This is a genomic window from Pseudomonas sp. S4_EA_1b, assembly GCF_016307435.1.
Classification (GTDB): Bacteria; Pseudomonadota; Gammaproteobacteria; order Pseudomonadales; family Pseudomonadaceae; genus Aquipseudomonas; species Aquipseudomonas rhodesiae.
The window spans coordinates 1-16,474 of the sequence record NZ_JAEILC010000037.1 but is presented as its reverse complement, the minus strand read 5'-3'; the positions used below and the strand labels follow the sequence as shown (position 1 = coordinate 16,474).

The 16,474-nt window shown below is 59.0% G+C and carries 18 protein-coding genes; 9 read left to right on the top strand and 9 right to left on the bottom strand.

From position 1 onward, the window contains the following. The first annotated feature begins 13 nt into the window (after positions 1-13). From trpE to YA0848_RS12860, 5 genes are all read left to right on the top strand, one after another. Positions 14-1,495: an anthranilate synthase component I gene (trpE, locus tag YA0848_RS12880; protein ID WP_034101048.1), complete on the top strand. Its 1,482-nt coding sequence runs from the start codon at positions 14-16 to the stop codon at positions 1,493-1,495. 9 nt (positions 1,496-1,504) lie between these two features. After that, on the top strand, positions 1,505-2,098 hold the full coding sequence (locus YA0848_RS12875; RefSeq protein ID WP_034101046.1) for an aminodeoxychorismate/anthranilate synthase component II: 594 nt from the start codon (positions 1,505-1,507) through the stop codon (positions 2,096-2,098). A 9-nt stretch (positions 2,099-2,107) separates the two neighbouring features. Then, positions 2,108-3,157, top strand: coding sequence for an anthranilate phosphoribosyltransferase (gene trpD, locus YA0848_RS12870; RefSeq protein ID WP_034101045.1), 1,050 nt, complete (start codon positions 2,108-2,110; stop codon positions 3,155-3,157). Continuing rightward, positions 3,154-3,990, top strand: coding sequence for an indole-3-glycerol phosphate synthase TrpC (gene trpC / locus YA0848_RS12865; RefSeq protein ID WP_169903079.1), 837 nt, complete (start codon positions 3,154-3,156; stop codon positions 3,988-3,990). Before trpD ends, trpC begins: the two co-directional genes overlap by 4 nt. 144 nt (positions 3,991-4,134) lie before the next feature. Beyond that, on the top strand, positions 4,135-4,830 hold the full coding sequence (locus tag YA0848_RS12860; RefSeq protein ID WP_040267161.1) for a lipoate--protein ligase family protein: 696 nt from the start codon (positions 4,135-4,137) through the stop codon (positions 4,828-4,830). On the opposite strand, the gene crp is transcribed toward YA0848_RS12860, so the two are convergent. Then, positions 4,827-5,471, bottom strand: a complete 645-nt coding sequence (crp, locus tag YA0848_RS12855) for a cAMP-activated global transcriptional regulator CRP (protein WP_034101041.1) — start codon at positions 5,469-5,471, stop codon at positions 4,827-4,829. The two genes, YA0848_RS12860 and crp, sit on opposite strands and share 4 nt — an antisense overlap. 246 nt (positions 5,472-5,717) lie before the next feature. Here crp and YA0848_RS12850 point away from each other — a divergent pair, with 246 nt between their 5' ends. Next, on the top strand, positions 5,718-6,140 hold the full coding sequence (locus tag YA0848_RS12850; RefSeq protein ID WP_034101039.1) for an OsmC family protein: 423 nt from the start codon (positions 5,718-5,720) through the stop codon (positions 6,138-6,140). Between the two features lie 62 nt (positions 6,141-6,202). Here the strand turns inward: YA0848_RS12850 and coq7 are convergent, their stop codons facing one another. The 6 genes from coq7 to hemJ form a co-directional block, all read right to left on the bottom strand. After that, positions 6,203-6,850, bottom strand: coding sequence for a 2-polyprenyl-3-methyl-6-methoxy-1,4-benzoquinone monooxygenase (coq7, locus tag YA0848_RS12845; protein WP_169903081.1), 648 nt, complete (start codon positions 6,848-6,850; stop codon positions 6,203-6,205). 117 nt (positions 6,851-6,967) lie between these two features. Beyond that, positions 6,968-7,306, bottom strand: coding sequence for a histidine triad nucleotide-binding protein (locus YA0848_RS12840; RefSeq protein ID WP_034101037.1), 339 nt, complete (start codon positions 7,304-7,306; stop codon positions 6,968-6,970). A 46-nt stretch (positions 7,307-7,352) separates the two neighbouring features. After that, positions 7,353-8,141 (bottom strand): SDR family NAD(P)-dependent oxidoreductase, encoded by a 789-nt coding sequence (locus YA0848_RS12835; protein ID WP_034101036.1) that lies wholly within the window; start codon positions 8,139-8,141, stop codon positions 7,353-7,355. A 61-nt stretch (positions 8,142-8,202) separates the two neighbouring features. Continuing rightward, positions 8,203-9,165 carry a DUF805 domain-containing protein gene (locus tag YA0848_RS12830; protein ID WP_034101035.1) on the bottom strand — a complete coding sequence of 321 codons (963 nt, stop codon included), beginning with the start codon at positions 9,163-9,165 and terminating at the stop codon, positions 8,203-8,205. A gap of 71 nt (positions 9,166-9,236) precedes the next feature. Next, entirely contained in the window at positions 9,237-10,199 is a 963-nt protein-coding gene (locus tag YA0848_RS12825; protein WP_034101034.1) for an NAD(P)H-dependent flavin oxidoreductase, read from the bottom strand. A gap of 24 nt (positions 10,200-10,223) precedes the next feature. Beyond that, positions 10,224-10,652 carry a protoporphyrinogen oxidase HemJ gene (gene hemJ, locus YA0848_RS12820; RefSeq protein ID WP_034101032.1) on the bottom strand — a complete coding sequence of 143 codons (429 nt, stop codon included), beginning with the start codon at positions 10,650-10,652 and terminating at the stop codon, positions 10,224-10,226. A gap of 135 nt (positions 10,653-10,787) precedes the next feature. Between hemJ and argC the strand changes: the two genes are divergently transcribed. Continuing rightward, positions 10,788-11,822 (top strand): N-acetyl-gamma-glutamyl-phosphate reductase, encoded by a 1,035-nt coding sequence (gene argC / locus YA0848_RS12815; protein ID WP_198712391.1) that lies wholly within the window; start codon positions 10,788-10,790, stop codon positions 11,820-11,822. A 164-nt stretch (positions 11,823-11,986) separates the two neighbouring features. Beyond that, a complete protein-coding gene (gene erpA / locus YA0848_RS12810; RefSeq protein WP_007906865.1) occupies positions 11,987-12,337 on the top strand; it encodes an iron-sulfur cluster insertion protein ErpA in 351 nt (116 codons plus the stop codon). A gap of 65 nt (positions 12,338-12,402) precedes the next feature. Here the strand turns inward: erpA and YA0848_RS12805 are convergent, their stop codons facing one another. Beyond that, positions 12,403-13,494 carry an anhydro-N-acetylmuramic acid kinase gene (locus tag YA0848_RS12805; protein ID WP_047882519.1) on the bottom strand — a complete coding sequence of 364 codons (1,092 nt, stop codon included), beginning with the start codon at positions 13,492-13,494 and terminating at the stop codon, positions 12,403-12,405. 3 nt (positions 13,495-13,497) lie between these two features. Further along, positions 13,498-14,916 carry a peptidoglycan DD-metalloendopeptidase family protein gene (locus YA0848_RS12800; RefSeq protein ID WP_034101027.1) on the bottom strand — a complete coding sequence of 473 codons (1,419 nt, stop codon included), beginning with the start codon at positions 14,914-14,916 and terminating at the stop codon, positions 13,498-13,500. A 211-nt stretch (positions 14,917-15,127) separates the two neighbouring features. On the opposite strand from YA0848_RS12800, the gene tyrS reads away from it, so the two are divergent. Continuing rightward, entirely contained in the window at positions 15,128-16,327 is a 1,200-nt protein-coding gene (gene tyrS, locus YA0848_RS12795; protein ID WP_034101026.1) for a tyrosine--tRNA ligase, read from the top strand. The last annotated feature ends 147 nt before the right edge of the window (positions 16,328-16,474 follow it).

The following is a 16,474-nucleotide window of genomic DNA, read 5'->3' as shown; positions in this document are numbered from 1 at the left end:
CACGAGGCACCTCATGATCCGTGAAGAATTCCTGCGTTTGGCCGCTGCCGGCTATAACCGCATCCCCCTGGCCTGCGAAACCCTGGCCGACTTCGATACGCCGCTGTCGATCTACCTGAAACTGGCCGACGCCCCCAACTCCTATCTGTTGGAGTCGGTGCAGGGCGGCGAGAAATGGGGCCGTTACTCGATCATCGGCCTGCCGTGCCGCACTGTGCTGCGGGTTTACGACCATCACATCAGCATTACCCACGATGGCGTCGAGGTCGAAAGTCACGACGTAGAAGACCCGTTGGCCTTCGTCGAAGCGTTCAAGGCGCGCTATAACGTGCCGACCATCGCCGGCCTGCCGCGTTTCAACGGTGGCCTGGTGGGGTATTTCGGCTACGACTGCGTGCGCTATGTGGAGCAACGCCTGGGCAAGTGCCCGAACCCCGATCCTTTGGGCGTGCCGGACATTCTGCTGATGGTCTCCGACGCGGTGGTGGTGTTCGATAACCTCGCCGGCAAGATGCACGCCATTGTCCTCGCCGACCCGGCCCAGGCGGACGCGTTCGAGCAAGGCCTGGCCAGCCTCGAAGCCCTGCTGGAAAAGCTGCGGCAGCCGATCACCCCGCGTCGCGGCCTGGACCTCAGCCGTCCACCGGCGGCCGACCCGGTGTTCCGCTCCAGTTTCACTCAGGATGACTACGAGCGTGCGGTCGATACCATCAAGGAATACATCCTCGCCGGTGACTGCATGCAGGTGGTGCCGTCGCAGCGCATGTCCATCGACTTCAAGGCGGCGCCGATTGACCTGTATCGTGCGCTGCGCTGCTTCAACCCGACGCCGTACATGTACTTCTTCAACTTCGGTGACTTCCACGTGGTGGGCAGTTCGCCGGAGGTGCTGGTGCGCGTCGAAGACAACCTGATCACCGTGCGCCCGATTGCCGGCACGCGCCCGCGCGGCGCGACCGAAGAAGCGGATCTGGCCCTGGAAGAAGACCTGCTGAGCGACGACAAGGAAATCGCCGAGCACCTGATGCTGATCGACCTGGGCCGCAACGACACCGGGCGCGTCTCGGAAATCGGTTCGGTCAAACTCACCGAGAAGATGGTGATCGAGCGCTATTCCAACGTGATGCACATCGTGTCCAACGTTACCGGCGAGTTGAAAGCCGGGCTGACCGCGATGGACGCACTGCGGGCGATTCTGCCGGCAGGTACGTTATCGGGGGCGCCGAAGATCCGTGCGATGGAAATCATCGACGAGTTGGAACCGGTCAAACGCGGCGTGTACGGCGGCGCGGTCGGCTATTTCGCCTGGAACGGCAACATGGACACCGCGATTGCGATCCGCACCGCAGTGATCAAGGACGGGGAGCTGCATGTACAGGCCGGTGGCGGAATCGTCGCCGACTCGGTGCCGGCCCTCGAATGGGAAGAAACCCTGAACAAGCGCCGCGCAATGTTCCGCGCTGTGGCGCTGGCCGAACAGACCCCCAATTCCTGAGGTTTCCCCATGTTGCTGATGATTGATAACTACGACTCCTTTACCTACAACGTGGTGCAGTACCTGGGCGAGCTGGGTGCCGAGGTCAAGGTGGTGCGCAACGACGAACTGACCGTGGCTGAAATCGCCGCGCTGAACCCCGAACGCATCGTGGTTTCGCCAGGCCCTTGCACGCCGACCGAGGCGGGTATTTCCCTCGAAGCGATTAAGTATTTCGCCGGCAAGCTGCCGATCCTGGGCGTGTGCCTGGGGCACCAGTCCATCGGCCAGGCCTTTGGCGGTGATGTGGTGCGCGCGCGCCAGGTAATGCACGGCAAGACCAGCCCGGTGTTTCATAACAATGTGGGGGTTTTTCAGGGCCTGAACCTGCCGGTGACGGTCACCCGCTACCATTCACTGGTAGTCAAACGCGAGACTTTGCCGGAGTGCCTGGAACTGACCGCCTGGACCCAGCTGGAAGACGGCTCCGTCGACGAGATCATGGGGCTGCGCCACAAAACACTGAATGTCGAAGGGGTGCAATTCCATCCCGAGTCGATCCTCACCGAGCAGGGCTACGAGCTGTTCGCTAACTTTCTCAAGCAAAGCGGCGGCACGCGCTAAGGACTTTCCATGGATATCAAGACTGCCCTGAGCCGTATCGTCGGCCATCTGGACCTGAGCACCGCTGAAATGAGCGATGTGATGCGCGAGATCATGACCGGTCAATGCACCGACGCGCAGATCGGCGCCTTTATGATGGCCATGCGCATGAAGAGCGAGAGCATCGACGAGATCGTCGGTGCCGTGTCAGTGATGCGCGAACTGGCGGACAAGGTCGAACTCAAGACCCTCGACGGCGTGGTGGATGTGGTCGGCACCGGTGGTGACGGCGCGAATATTTTCAACGTATCGACGGCTTCGTCTTTTGTCGTGGCGGCGGCGGGTTGCACTGTAGCCAAGCATGGCAACCGTGCGGTGTCCGGCAAGAGCGGCAGCGCCGACTTGCTCGAAGCGGCCGGGATCTACCTGAACCTGACCCCGGTACAAGTGGCGCGCTGCATCGACAATGTCGGCATCGGCTTTATGTTTGCTCAGTCCCACCACGGTGCGATGAAGCACGCAGCCGGCCCACGTAAAGACCTGGGCCTGCGCACACTCTTCAACATGCTCGGCCCGCTTACGAATCCGGCCGGTGTAAAGCATCAGGTGGTTGGGGTGTTCAGCCAAGCGTTGTGCCGGCCATTGGCCGAAGTGCTGCAGCGCTTGGGCAGCAAGCATGTGCTGGTGGTGCATTCCAAGGATGGCCTGGACGAGTTCAGCCTGGCGGCGCCGACCTTTGTCGCCGAGCTCAAGAATGATCAAGTCACCGAATATTGGGTCGAGCCTGAAGACTTGGGCATGAAGAGCCAGAGCCTGCACGGCCTGGCGGTGGAAAGCCCGGCGGCATCGTTGGAACTGATTCGTGATGCTTTGGGGCGTCGTAAGACCGAAAACGGCCAAAAGGCTGCGGAGATGATTGTTCTGAATGCTGGCGCGGCACTTTACGCAGCAGACCATGCCTATAGTCTTAAGGAAGGTGTCGAATTGGCCCACGATGCACTGCACACCGGTCTGGCTCGCGAGAAGCTCGAAGAGCTGGGAGCATTCACTGCCGTATTCAAGATGGAGAATGAAGGATGAGCGTGCCGACCGTTCTGGAAAAGATCCTGGCCCGCAAGGCAGAAGAAGTCGCCGAGCGCCGCGCCCGTGTCAGCCTGGCTGAACTGGAGACCCAAGCGAAAGCTGCGGATGCGCCGCGCGGGTTCGCCAAGGCTTTGATCGATCAGGCCAAAAAGAAGCAGCCGGCGGTGATCGCCGAGATCAAAAAAGCCTCGCCGAGCAAAGGCGTGATCCGTGAGCACTTCGTGCCTGCCGACATCGCCGTCAGCTACGAAAAGGGCGGGGCGACATGCCTGTCCGTGCTCACCGATATCGACTACTTCCAAGGCGCCGACCTGTTCCTGCAACAGGCTCGTGCCGCATGCAAGTTGCCAGTGATCCGCAAGGATTTCATGGTCGACCCGTACCAGATCGTCGAAGCCCGTGCCTTGGGCGCCGACTGTGTGCTGTTGATCGTTTCCGCGCTGGATGACGTGAAGATGGCCGAACTGGCTGCCGTGGCCAAAAGCGTCGGCCTGGATGTGCTGGTGGAAGTGCACGATGGCGATGAGCTGGAACGTGCGTTGAAAACCCTCGACACACCGCTGGTGGGGGTCAACAACCGTAACCTGCATACCTTTGAAGTCAGCCTGGAAACCACCCTCGACCTGCTGCCGCGTATTCCGCGCGACCGTTTGGTGGTGACCGAAAGCGGCATCCTCAACCGCGCTGATGTGGAACTGATGGAAATCAGCAATGTGTACTCGTTTCTGGTCGGCGAGGCGTTCATGCGCGCTGAGAATCCAGGGGCGGAGTTGCAGCGCTTGTTCTTTCCGGAGCGCGGTGTACCGGTCAGCGGTTCCACTCTCGATTGATTTGAAACGCGATCAAAGTGGGGAGAGGGGGCTTGCCCCCGATGGCGGCGATTCAGTGGGAGCATCCTTGACTGACATCCCGCTATCGGGGGCAAGCCCGCTCTCACATTTGGGTTTGTGTTTGTTCAGATAGGTAGGTGCTCGTTGATCCAGCCAGTGTCGATGCGTGTTGAAGCAGGTCTTGCCGCGGAGCAAGCCTTATTGGCCGCCGTTTGCGCGGGTGAGCAGGCGTTTGGGTTGTTGTTCTGGCAGCCCAGCGATCAGGCATTGGTGATGCCACGCCGCTTGAGCAGATTGCCTGCTTTCGATGTCGCCAGTCGCGTGTCTGCGGATGCCGGTTGGCCGGTGCTCTTGCGCGAAACTGGCGGCGAACCGGTGCCCCAGTCCAGCGCTACGGTCAACATTGCGCTGGTCTATGCACCGCCACGCAGCGAAGGCGATCAGAATCGCATCGAGACCGGTTACCAGCGTTTGTGCCAGCCGATCTGCGATCTGTTGATCGAGCTGGGCGGCGACGCCTCCGTCGGGGAAATCGAAGGTGCCTTCTGCGACGGTCGTTACAACGTCAACCTCAATGGCCGCAAAATGGTCGGCACCGCCCAACGGTGGCGTCAGAGCGGCGGCCGCCCGGTAGGGTTGGTGCATGGGGCGTTGTTACTGGAAAACGATCGCGAAGAACTGATCGCGGCGGTCAATCGCTTCAACCAAGCCTGTGGTCTGGAGCAGCGAGTTCGTGCCGACCGTCACATCGCCTTGCATGAGGCGTTCCCTGCGCCGGATGCCATTAGTCGATTGGATACGCTGTACCGTCAGATGCTGGCCAGCTTTATGCCTGTCTAGCGAGTGCCGAACACCACCATCGTCTTGCCTTTAACGTGCACCAGGTTGCGTTCTTCCAAGTCCTTGAGTACGCGACCGACCATTTCCCTTGAACAACCGACAATGCGCCCGATTTCCTGGCGCGTGACTTTAATCTGCATGCCATCGGGGTGGGTCATGGCATCCGGCTGCTTGCACAACTCCAGCAGGCAACGGGCCACGCGCCCGGTGACGTCGAAGAACGCCAAGTCGCCGACCTTGCGCGTGGTGTCGCGCAGGCGTTGGGCAATCTGGCCGCTGAGGGCGTAAAGAATATCGGGATCGTGTTGCGCCAGTTCGCGGAATTTGGCGTAACTGATTTCGGCCACGTCGCATTCCACCTTCGCACGCACCCAGGCGCTGCGTTCCTGCTCCTTCCCGGCTTGTTCGAACAGGCCCAGTTCGCCGAAAAAGTCCCCGGTGTTGAGGTAGGCAATGATCATTTCCCGGCCATCTTCATCCTCGATCAGGATGGTGACGGAACCCTTGACGATAAAGAACAGCGTTTCGGAACGCTCGCCGGCACAGATGATGTTGTGCTTGGCCGGATAACGTCGGCGTTGGCAGTGCATCAGCAACTTGTCGATGTTCTTGATCTTGGGTATGGGAGTAAGGGCAACCATGGTTGTATCCCGAAAAGGCGTCGCAAAGGGGTTGGCGTTGTTGTATGCAGCGTATCGGCACAGAGACAAGCTGGATAAAGTGTGGCAATGAGCCATCGATTTGACGCCAGCTTAACAGACACATTCTGACTCGATTAGGGAATTTACCGAGCAAACCCTGTTATCGATTCACTTTCATGGGATGCACTGCCGTGATCGGCCCCTGTGCTAAGCTGGCGGCCCTTTTTAAGCAGTGGAGTCTGGGCGATGAAGGCACGCATCCAATGGGCGGGCGAAGCCATGTTCCTCGGTGAGTCGGGCAGTGGCCATGTGGTGGTCATGGATGGCCCGCCGGAAGCCGGTGGCCGTAACCTGGGTGTACGCCCGATGGAAATGCTCCTGCTGGGTGTAGGTGGTTGCAGCAATTTCGATGTGGTCAGCATCCTGAAAAAATCCCGTCAGGCCGTAGAAAGCTGCGAAGCCTTCCTGGACGCCGAGCGCGCCAGCGAAGATCCGAAGGTCTTCACCAAGATCCATATGCACTTCGTGGTCAAAGGCCGGGGGTTGAAAGAGGCTCAGGTCAAACGTGCCATCGAATTGTCGGCCGAAAAATACTGCTCGGCGTCGATCATGTTGGGCGCGGCCGGTGTGGCCATTACCCATGATTACGAGATCGTCGAGTTGGGTTGATAACCCGTCGACCAAAGAAAAGGGCGCTTTGAAAGCGCCCTTTTTTGCGTCTGCCGTTTGGGTCAGATGCGGTACGTGCTTTTGGTCATGACCTTGGCCAGCAGGCTCATGCCGAAGCGTACCGGTGCCGGGAAGCGGAAGCCGCCCGCGTCCAGTGCGCTTTCGGCGTGGTGTTCTTCGTCGACGCGCATCTGTTCAAGAATGGCGCGGGACTTGTCGTCTTCACTGGGCAGTTGTTCCAGATGCTCGTCCAGGTGCTTGCACACCTGATGTTCCGTGGCCGCGACGAAACCGAGGCTGACCTTGTCGCTGACCAGTCCCGCCACGGCGCCGATGCCAAACGATAAACCGTAGAACAGCGGGTTCAGCACGCTCGGGTGGCTGCCCAGGTGACGGATGCGCTGTTCGCACCACGCCAGGTGGTCGATTTCTTCCTCTGCCGCATGTTCCATGGCCGCGCGCACTTGCGGCAGCTTGGCGGTCAGGGCCTGCCCCTGATACAGCGCCTGGGCACACACTTCGCCGGTATGGTTGATGCGCATCAAACCGGCGACGTGACGGGTGTCGGCCTCGTTCATCTGCACATCGGGCTGCAGCAGGGCGGGCGATGGGCGGTAAGGTTGGCCGCTGAAGGGCAGCAGCGTGCGCATGGCCGTATCGGCTTGCAGCAACAGACGGTCAATCGGCGAGTAGTGACGTTGGGTAGTCATGCTGACCTCCGGGAAGAATCTCGGCGGCCAGTTTACCGCAAGAGAGAGGGGCGCGTTTGCGCTGCGTCAAGGGCATGGGGTCGCAGCCTTGAGACTTGACCTCGGCTTATCGGGCGATCAGCCCGGCGGCCAGTTCATCTGGCGCTGACCCAGTACGTGCATATGGATGTGATAAACGGTTTGTCCGCCCATCTCATTGCAATTCATGACCACGCGGAAACCTTCTTCGCAACCCAGCTCCAGGGCCAGGCGCTGGGCAGTGAAAAGGATATGGCCGGCCAGACCTTTATCGGCCTCGGTGAGGTCGTTCAACGTACGGATAGGCTTTTTCGGAATCACCAGAAAATGCACCGGTGCCTGCGGGGCGATGTCGTGGAAAGCGAGGACTTGATCATCTTCGTAGATGATCTTCGCGGGTATTTCTCTGTTGATGATCTTGGTGAACAGAGTATCCACAGCGGTTTCTCCATGATGAAAAGGCAGGTTGAGTGTACTCAGGCGCTCAGCGGGGGCAATAGGCCTTATTGATTGCGCCGGCGATCTTGCGGGTCAGCCAGCGCGGGCTGAATCGAGGGCTGAATGCCAGCCAGCGGTTGCGTCGCCCGGGAATAATGATGGCTTTGTTCTTTTCCAGCGCGCGTACGGTGTAGAGCGCCACTTCCTCCGGGCTCATCAACTGGTCACTGCGTTCGAGCTTGGCGGCGTCCATGTTTGCCGTGCCGAAAAACGCGGTGCGCGTCGGCCCCGGGCACAGCACCGAGACCTTGATGCCGCAGCTTTTCAGCTCTTCGCGCAGGCCCTCGGAAAAATGCAGCACATACGCCTTGCTGGCGTAATAACTGCTCATCCACGGGCCTGGCTGAAAAGCCGCAATCGAGGCGACGTTGAGAATCTGCCCGCCGCCCTGTAACGCCATGGCATTCCCCAAGGCATGACACATGCGGGTCAGGGCTAGGATGTTGACTTCGATCAGATCCTGCTCGGTCATCCAGTCCTGAGCCAGAAACGGCCCGCTGGTACCGATGCCGGCGCAGTTCACCAGCAGATCGATCTGCCGCTCGCCTTCTTCAAGCTCCAGCAGAAACCCGGATAAACGTAGCGGCTCGCCCAGGTCACAGGCGCGAAACAGCACCTCTACGCCAAAGCGTTGAGTCAATTCGATTGCAATGCTTTCCAACTGATCACGCTGGCGGGCCACCAGAATCAAGCTGCGACCGCGGCGGGCCAATGCTTCGGCCAAAGCCAGGCCAATGCCACTGGAGGCACCGGTGATCAGAGCGTAACGGGTCATGCGTTTCTCCATCGCAACGTCCCGTGCCGGTGATTGGGGCATCACCGACACGGGGCGTTCTTTACTGATCTGGAGAGTCTACAGGGTCGGCCGCTTCGTCAGCACTTTGCGTGTCTTCTTCCTCGACGGTACCGCTCTGGTCGGCGTCCTCGTCGTACGTCATGGAGCTGCTTTCGTAGCTGCTGTCCACGTTGCTTTCGAGTTGATCGAGATAGCCGTTCATCCCCAGGCCGACCACGATGATCAACATCAAAGGGATAAACGCCAGCCACAGCGAAGCCAGGACTTTGACCGCGGTGGAGTTGCGCGGCGGAGGCGCGCCGTATTGGTTGGCGCCTGTGTTACCCGGCAATACCAGCAGTAGCAGCGGGAAAATGCTGTTGACCAGCGGAACGAGGTTAAGCAAATACAACCAGCCGGACCAGCCCAGGTCGTGCAAGCGCTGCACGCCGATCTGCACGCTCACGACGACCAGCGCCACGAACAGTGCGAAACCCAGCAGCGAGCCGAGGATGATGGCGATAGTCGGCGAGGCAGTCGCCACGGCAAAACCCACGGTGCTCAGGATGCCGGCTGCCACAAGCATTGCGACGGTAAGTACCAGCGTCCATGCCAGGTACCGCAGGCGACCGATGCGCCCATTGATGGTGAACACTTTGAGGGTGGCATATTCCGGCAGGTTGTCACCCACGGCAGCCCGTGGCGGCGCGTACGGTGATGCGGCGGGGCTGGAGAAATCGGTGGAGCCGGAATCCGTTTCGTGGGTTTCGGCGAGACTGAAGGCCACCGGCTGCTCGGCTTCGATGCGTGCATCGACCCCGGCGTTTTTCAGCGCGGTCAGGTAGGTTTCGGCGTCTGGCCGGGACAGGTCGCGTTTGAGCGCGACGGTGCGGCCGGTGAAGAGTTTTTCGATGGCCTCTACGTCACTTTTGAACAATTCGGCCAGGTTCAGCTTGGCCGTGGTGCTTTCGACACCCGGGAGCAAGGCTCCATCAAACACAATCTTGAAACGGTTGTCGCTCATGCGGGCATCCTTGTCATTCAAACATTAGGGGAGTGCAGGCCCGTGCCAATTCGCGGGCCTTGCAGGGTTGTTCAGCGTGGCCAGTGTAACTGTGTCGCCTGTGTTTGCGCCTCGCGGTATTCGGCATTCAGGCGGGCAACGAGTTCATCGACGCTGGGTAAATCATCAATCTCACCGACACCTTGGCCGGCGGACCAAACAGTCTTCCAGGCCTTGGCTTCGTCGTTCAACGGTTTGAGCTTGGAGCCAAAGTTGACTTCACCTTTGCCTTGCAACGCATTTAAGTCGAAACCGGCGTTTTCCAGGCTCTGGCGCATAAAGCTTGCAGGCACGCCGGAGACAGCGGGAGTGTGCACGATGTCAGCGGCGCGCGATGTGAGCAGCATCTCTTTATACGCATCCGGAGCGTGGCTTTCGGTGGTGCCGATAAAACGGGTGCCCAGATAGGCCAGGTCTGCGCCCATGATTTGAGCAGCGAGAATCTCATGCCCGTGGTTGAGGCAGCCTGCCAGCAGTACGGTTTTATCGAAGAATTGACGGATCTCGGCGATCAGCGCGAACGGGCTCCAGGTCCCGGCATGACCACCGGCGCCGGCGGCCACGGCGATCAGGCCATCCACGCCGGCTTCGGCGGCTTTTTCGGCGTGCCGCCGGGTAGTGACGTCATGAAACACCAGGCCGCCGTAGCTGTGCACCGCGTCCACCACCTCTTTGACCGCGCCGAGGCTGGTGATGACGATCGGCACTTTGTGCGCGACGCAGATCGCCAAGTCGGCCTCAAGGCGTGGGTTGCTGCCATGCACGATCAGGTTGACGGCATAGGGCGCGGGGCTATCCAACTGCGCCAGACCCGCTTCGATTTCTTCCAGCCAGGCTTTGAAACCGCTGCTTTCACGCTGGTTGAGCGCCGGAAAGCTGCCGACGATCCCGTTGCGGCAACACGCCAGGACCAGCTGTGGGTTGGAAATCAGAAACATCGGCGCAGCCACCACGGGTAGGCGCAGACGTTGTTCGAGCAGAGCGGGCAGCGACATTGGATGTACCCCGATTGATTGACGTTAGAACGGTTTGACCACCACCAAAATTACGACAGCCAGCAATATCAGAACTGGAACTTCATTGAACCAGCGATAAAAGACATGGCTGCGGGTGTTTTCGCCACGGGCAAAACGTTTTACCTGAGCGCCGCACATATGGTGGTAACCGATCAGCAGCACGACCAGGGTCAGCTTGGCGTGAATCCAGCCGCCCGTGCTGAAGATGCCGGGGTTCAGCGCAATCAGCCAGATGCCGAAGACAAGGCTGGCAAGCATCGCCGGATTCATGATGCCGCGGTACAGCTTGCGCTCCATGATGCTGAAGCGTTCCTTGCTGATGGTGTCCTCGCTTTGAGCGTGGTAGACGAACAGGCGTGGCAGGTAGAACAGCGCTGCAAACCAGCAGACGATGCTGACGATGTGGAAGGCTTTGACCCATAGATAGAGCATTTTTAGTTATTCCCAGGTTCACGGTAGCGAGGATAGTAGTGGCAGATGCGTCCATACGTCACGTTGGCGGTTGTCGCAGATCGATGCGGCCCCTATTATCGACGGCTTTCCAGTGGGTTCGTTGAGGGCAGGTTTATGGTCAAGGTCGGTATCGTCGGCGGCACGGGTTACACCGGTGTCGAATTGCTGCGTCTGTTGGCTCAGCATCCGCAAGCTGAGGTGGTGGTCATCACCTCCCGATCCGAGGCCGGCCTGGCTGTGGCGGATATGTACCCGAACCTGCGCGGCCATTACGACGGCCTGGCGTTCAGCGTCCCGGACACCCAAACCTTAGGCGCCTGCGATGTGGTTTTCTTCGCCACACCTCATGGCGTCGCCCATGCACTGGCCGGCGAGTTGCTGGCTGCCGGGACCAAGGTCATCGATCTGTCGGCGGACTTCCGCCTGCAGGACGCCGACGAATGGGCCAAGTGGTACGGTCAGCCTCACGGCGCACCGCAGTTGTTGGAAGAGGCGGTATACGGTCTGCCGGAAGTCAATCGTGAGCAGATCAAGCAGGCGCGTCTGATCGCCGTGCCGGGTTGCTATCCAACCGCAACTCAGTTGGGGTTCCTGCCGTTGCTCGAAGCCGGCCTAGCGGATGCGTCGCGCCTGATCGCTGATTGCAAATCAGGTGTCAGTGGCGCGGGGCGCGGCGCCGCGGTGGGGTCTTTGTACTCCGAGACGTCGGAAAGCATGAAGGCCTACGCGGTAAAAGGGCATCGTCACTTGCCGGAAATCCGTCAGGGTCTGCGTCGCGCTGCCGGTAAGGACGTTGGGCTGACCTTCGTGCCGCACTTGACCCCCATGATCCGTGGTATCCACTCCACGCTCTACGCGACCGTGACCGATCGTTCGGTAGACCTGCAGGCACTGTTTGAAAAACGCTATGCCAATGAGCCGTTCGTCGACGTAATGCCAGCCGGCAGCCATCCGGAAACCCGCAGCGTACGTGGTGCCAATGTGTGCCGGATCGCCATGCATCGCCCGCAGGACGGTGACTTGGTCGTGGTGCTGTCGGTGATTGATAACTTGGTCAAAGGCGCGTCAGGCCAGGCAGTACAGAACATGAACATCCTGTTTGGCCTAGATGAGAAGCTGGGCTTGTCCCATGCGGGCATGTTGCCGTAAGGACGTCTGTTGCTTTGCAAAAGGCCCGTTGATCGGGCCTTTTGTGTTTTTAAGCCCTGCCGAGCAGATTGATATACCGTAACAATAGTTGACCGCTTTTCTAGGAGAAGCGGATAATGCCCGCCATTACGCATATGGCGGCGCGACGCCGGGAGATTATCAGCATGAGCGTTGAATCCTTCACCCCCACGGCTTTGCAATTCACCCACGGTGCTGCGCACAAGGTGAAGAGCCTGGTCGATGAAGAGGGTAATGATCGCTTGAAGCTGCGCGTATTCGTTACGGGCGGCGGTTGTTCAGGGTTTCAATATGGTTTTACCTTCGATGAAGAAGTGGCCGATGACGACACCATCGTTGAGCGCGAGGGTGTAAGCCTGGTCGTCGATCCGATGAGCTTCCAGTACCTGGCTGGCGCTGAGGTGGACTATCAGGAAGGTCTGGAAGGCTCGCGTTTTGTGATCAAAAACCCTAATGCCACCACCACCTGTGGTTGCGGGTCTTCGTTCTCGATCTAATCGATAGCGCATACAAAAACGCCGCTTGGCTTTGATCGGCCAAGCGGCGTTTTGCTGTCTGGGGTTCAGGCGGGATAGATCGCGCCGAGTATTCTCAGCCCGCGCGCGCCGGTGACGCTTGGGCGGTTAGCGGGGATACCTTCCAGGCAGCAGTGTGCCAGCCACGCAAATGCCATGGCTTCTACCCAATCCGGGTCAACGCCGTATGGAGCGGTTGTGCTGACGTGAGTGGAGGGCAGTAGATCGGCCAGGCGGTTCATCAGTGTGGTGTTATGGGCGCCACCGCCACAGACCAGTAGGGTTTCAGTGTGGCTTTGTGCTGCTCGCAGAGACTCGACGATGGTCAGCGACGTCAATTCCAGCAAGGTTGCCTGGACATCTTGGGGAGCGAACGTCGGTAGGCGGGCAAGGTGTTGTTGCAGCCAATCCAGATTGAATACTTCACGGCCGGTGCTTTTCGGACCCTTGGTCAAGAAGAATGGATCGCTGAGCAGTGTGCTGAGCAACTGCTGCTGAACGTTCCCGCTGGCGGCCCACTGACCATCACGGTCAAAGTGTTCGCCCCGTTGCCAATGAATCCACGCATCCAGCAGTACGTTGCCTGGTCCGCAGTCGAAGCCCGCGACGGGCTTGTCGGTCTCGATCAGGCTGAGGTTGCTGAACCCGCCCACATTCAACACCGCGCGATTGCCAGTGCGCTCGCCAAACAGTGCCTCATGGAAGGCCGGTACCAGCGGCGCGCCTTGGCCACCCGCTGCCACATCGCGGCTGCGGAAGTCGCTGACGACGGTGATTCCGGTCAATTCAGTGAGCAGTGCTGGGTTGCCGATCTGGACCGTAAAGCCGCGGGAAGGCTCGTGGCGAATTGTCTGGCCGTGGCTGCCGATCGCGCGAATGTCCGTCGGTTTGAGCGCCTGCTGCTCCAGCAAGGCATGAATGCCTTGGGCAGCGAGCGCTACCCAGTGTTGTTGGGCGATGGCCGAGCGGGCAATTTCGTCCGGCCCGCTGGCGCACAGACTCAATAATTCAGTGCGCAGCGTATCTGGCATGGGGATGTAGTGAGTGGCGATCAACTTGATCGCCGAGTCTTGTTCGATCAGCGCGATGTCCAGGCCATCCAGGCTGGTTCCGGACATCACTCCAATATAGCGCGGCATCGCTTAGCGCTTCGCCGATGCCAGCAAGGTAGAGCGCTCCTGATCCATACGCGCCATCAGCGGTTGGCTCTGTTGCATGAAGCGTGCGCGCTCGGCCTTGGCGATGGGGTCGGCCATCGGCAGCTTCTGGCCCAGTGGGTCGACGTGTACGCCGTTGACCTGGAATTCATAATGCAAGTGCGGACCAGTGGATAGGCCGGTGGTGCCGATATAGCCGATCACCTGGCCTTGCTTCACGGTGCCGCCAGTCGTCACGCCTTTGGCGAACCCTTGCATGTGGCCATATAGCGTGCGGTAAGTGTTGCCGTGCTGGATGATCACGGTGTTGCCATAACCGCCTCGACGGCCGGCCAGCAAGACCTTGCCATCGCCGGCAGCCTTGATCGGCGTGCCGCGCGGGGCAGCATAGTCGACACCTTTGTGGGCGCGGATCTTGTTCAGGATCGGATGTTTACGACCCATGGAGAAGCGCGAGCTGATGCGCGCGAAGTCTACCGGGGTACGGATGAAGGCCTTGCGCATGCTGTTGCCGTCAGCGGTGTAGTAGCTGGTGTTGCCTTGTTTGTTGGTGTAGCGCACAGCGGTGTAGGTTTTGCCGCGATTGGTGAAGCGCGCGGAAAGAATGTTGCCGGTGCCGACCACTTTGCCGTTGGCGACTTTTTGCTCGTAGATCACGTCGAATTCATCACCCTGGCGGATGTCCTGGGCGAAGTCGATGTCGTAGCCAAACACGTTGGCCATATCCATGGTCATGTTGTGTGACAAGCCGGCGCGGGCGGCGGATTGCGAAAGCGAGCTGTTGATCACGCCGTGAACATAGGCGGAGCGCATCACTGGCTTGGTGGTGATGCGATTGAAGGCATAGCCTTTGGCGCCCTTGGTCAGCGTAATGCTTTCCAGGTCGCTGAGATTGGTGTGCAGGTTGCTCAGTTGGCCATCTGGGGTCAGTTCGAATTCAAGCTTCTGGCCACGTTTGAGCTGGGTGAATTGCTTGGCTTGCTTATCGCTGGCAAGCACTTCGGTTACGGATGCGGCCGGGAGGCCAACCTTTTCGAACAAGGTAGACAGCGTGTCACCTTTAGACACGATCACTTCGCGGTGTTGCGGGTTTTTCGCAGGGGTTGCAGCCGGCGTGGGCTGGCTCTGAGCGGCTTGCTGAGTGTCCTCGGGAGAGCTTTCTATCTGAGCGAAGGGTGATTCGACGGGAGCATTTGTGGCTTGTTGAACGTCAGAAGCGTCTTGATCTTGTGTCAGTTGTTCAGCCGGAGTCTCCAAGTCAAGGCTCAGAGACGTCCGTTTGGCTTCCACGTCACTGGAAGGGAATACCAGGAGTGCCAGGCTGAGAAGAGCGGCGATACCACTTGCGGCGAGCAGGTGGGTCTTCGGGTAAAGCGGCGGCGCTTTAGACGGTTCAGTGGTCATAAGTAATTTTGACTTTGAAAAGATGAAATGGAAAAGATGAATGACATGATGAAGATGAAATAACTGTATAAAATATAACCAAATCATCTGTGGCGCAAGCTCGCGAACGCTGGGCTTGCTGAACGGTGTCCGTTCGCAGGGCAAAACTTGTAATTAGTCCCTGATCTTGTATGGTTGGTTCCCTTTTGAATCTGAGCCTTGCGGGTCTGTTATGAAGTCGGTTGAAGAGCAGCTAGCGCTGATAAAACGTGGTGCGGAAGAACTGTTGGTCGAAGCTGAGCTGATTGAAAAGCTCAAGCGCGGCCAGCCCCTGCGTATCAAGGCCGGCTTTGATCCGACGGCGCCTGATCTGCACCTAGGGCACACCGTGCTTATTAATAAGCTACGTCAGTTCCAAGAGCTGGGGCACCAGGTGATCTTCCTTATAGGTGATTTTACCGGGATGATTGGTGATCCCAGTGGCAAGAGCGCGACGCGCCCTCCGTTGACGCGCGAGCAGGTTCTCGACAATGCCGAGACCTACAAAACCCAAGTGTTCAAGATTCTCGACCCAGCCAAGACCGAAGTGGCCTTCAACTCCACTTGGATGGATCAGATGGGGCCGGCAGACTTTATCCGTCTGACCTCCCAGTACACCGTGGCACGCATGCTGGAGCGCGATGATTTCGACAAGCGCTACTCCACCAATCAGCCGATCGCGATCCACGAGTTCCTCTATCCGCTGGTTCAGGGGTACGACTCGGTAGCGTTGCGCGCGGACGTTGAGCTGGGTGGTACGGATCAGAAGTTCAATCTCCTGATGGGGCGCGAGCTGCAGCGCGCTTATGGGCAGGAGGCTCAGTGCATTCTGACCATGCCTCTATTGGAGGGATTGGATGGTGTTAAGAAGATGTCCAAGTCCTTGGGCAATTACGTGGGCATCCAGGAAGCACCGGGTGTGATGTACGGAAAGCTTGTGTCGATTCCTGATGCGTTGATGTGGCGCTACTTCGAACTGTTGAGCTTCCGCTCGATGGATGAGATTAATGCACTGCGTGCTGAGGTTGAAGCAGGGGCCAACCCTCGTGACGTGAAAATCAAGCTGGCCGAAGAGATCGTTGCGCGCTTTCATGGTGAGGAGGCTGCTGCCAGTGCTCATCGTGCTGCGGGCAATCGTATGAAGGAGGGCGAGTTGCCTGACGACCTGCCGGAGGTCGAGCTGACTGCGACTGAGGCAATGCCAATCGCGGCTGTCCTTAATAAGGCAGGCTTGGTGAAGAACTCGGCGGTTGCGCGTGATCTTTTGGGGTCGGGTGGTGTGCGAGTTGATGGTGAGGTTGTGGATCGCTCCTTTATATATCAGCTGGGTGCGACCCATGTTTGCCAGGCTGGCAAGAAGGCATTTGCGCGTATTACGCTCAAATCGGACTAATCCTGAAATTAAGTGTTGACGGCGAATTATATCTGTCTATAATTCGCCCCACTTCCGGCGCAGTCGAAACGGAAAACTCCTTGGTAAACAAAGGGTTACGCAAGATTCGACAGCGGATCGCTTCAGTTCATCGAAGCCCAGAAGGAG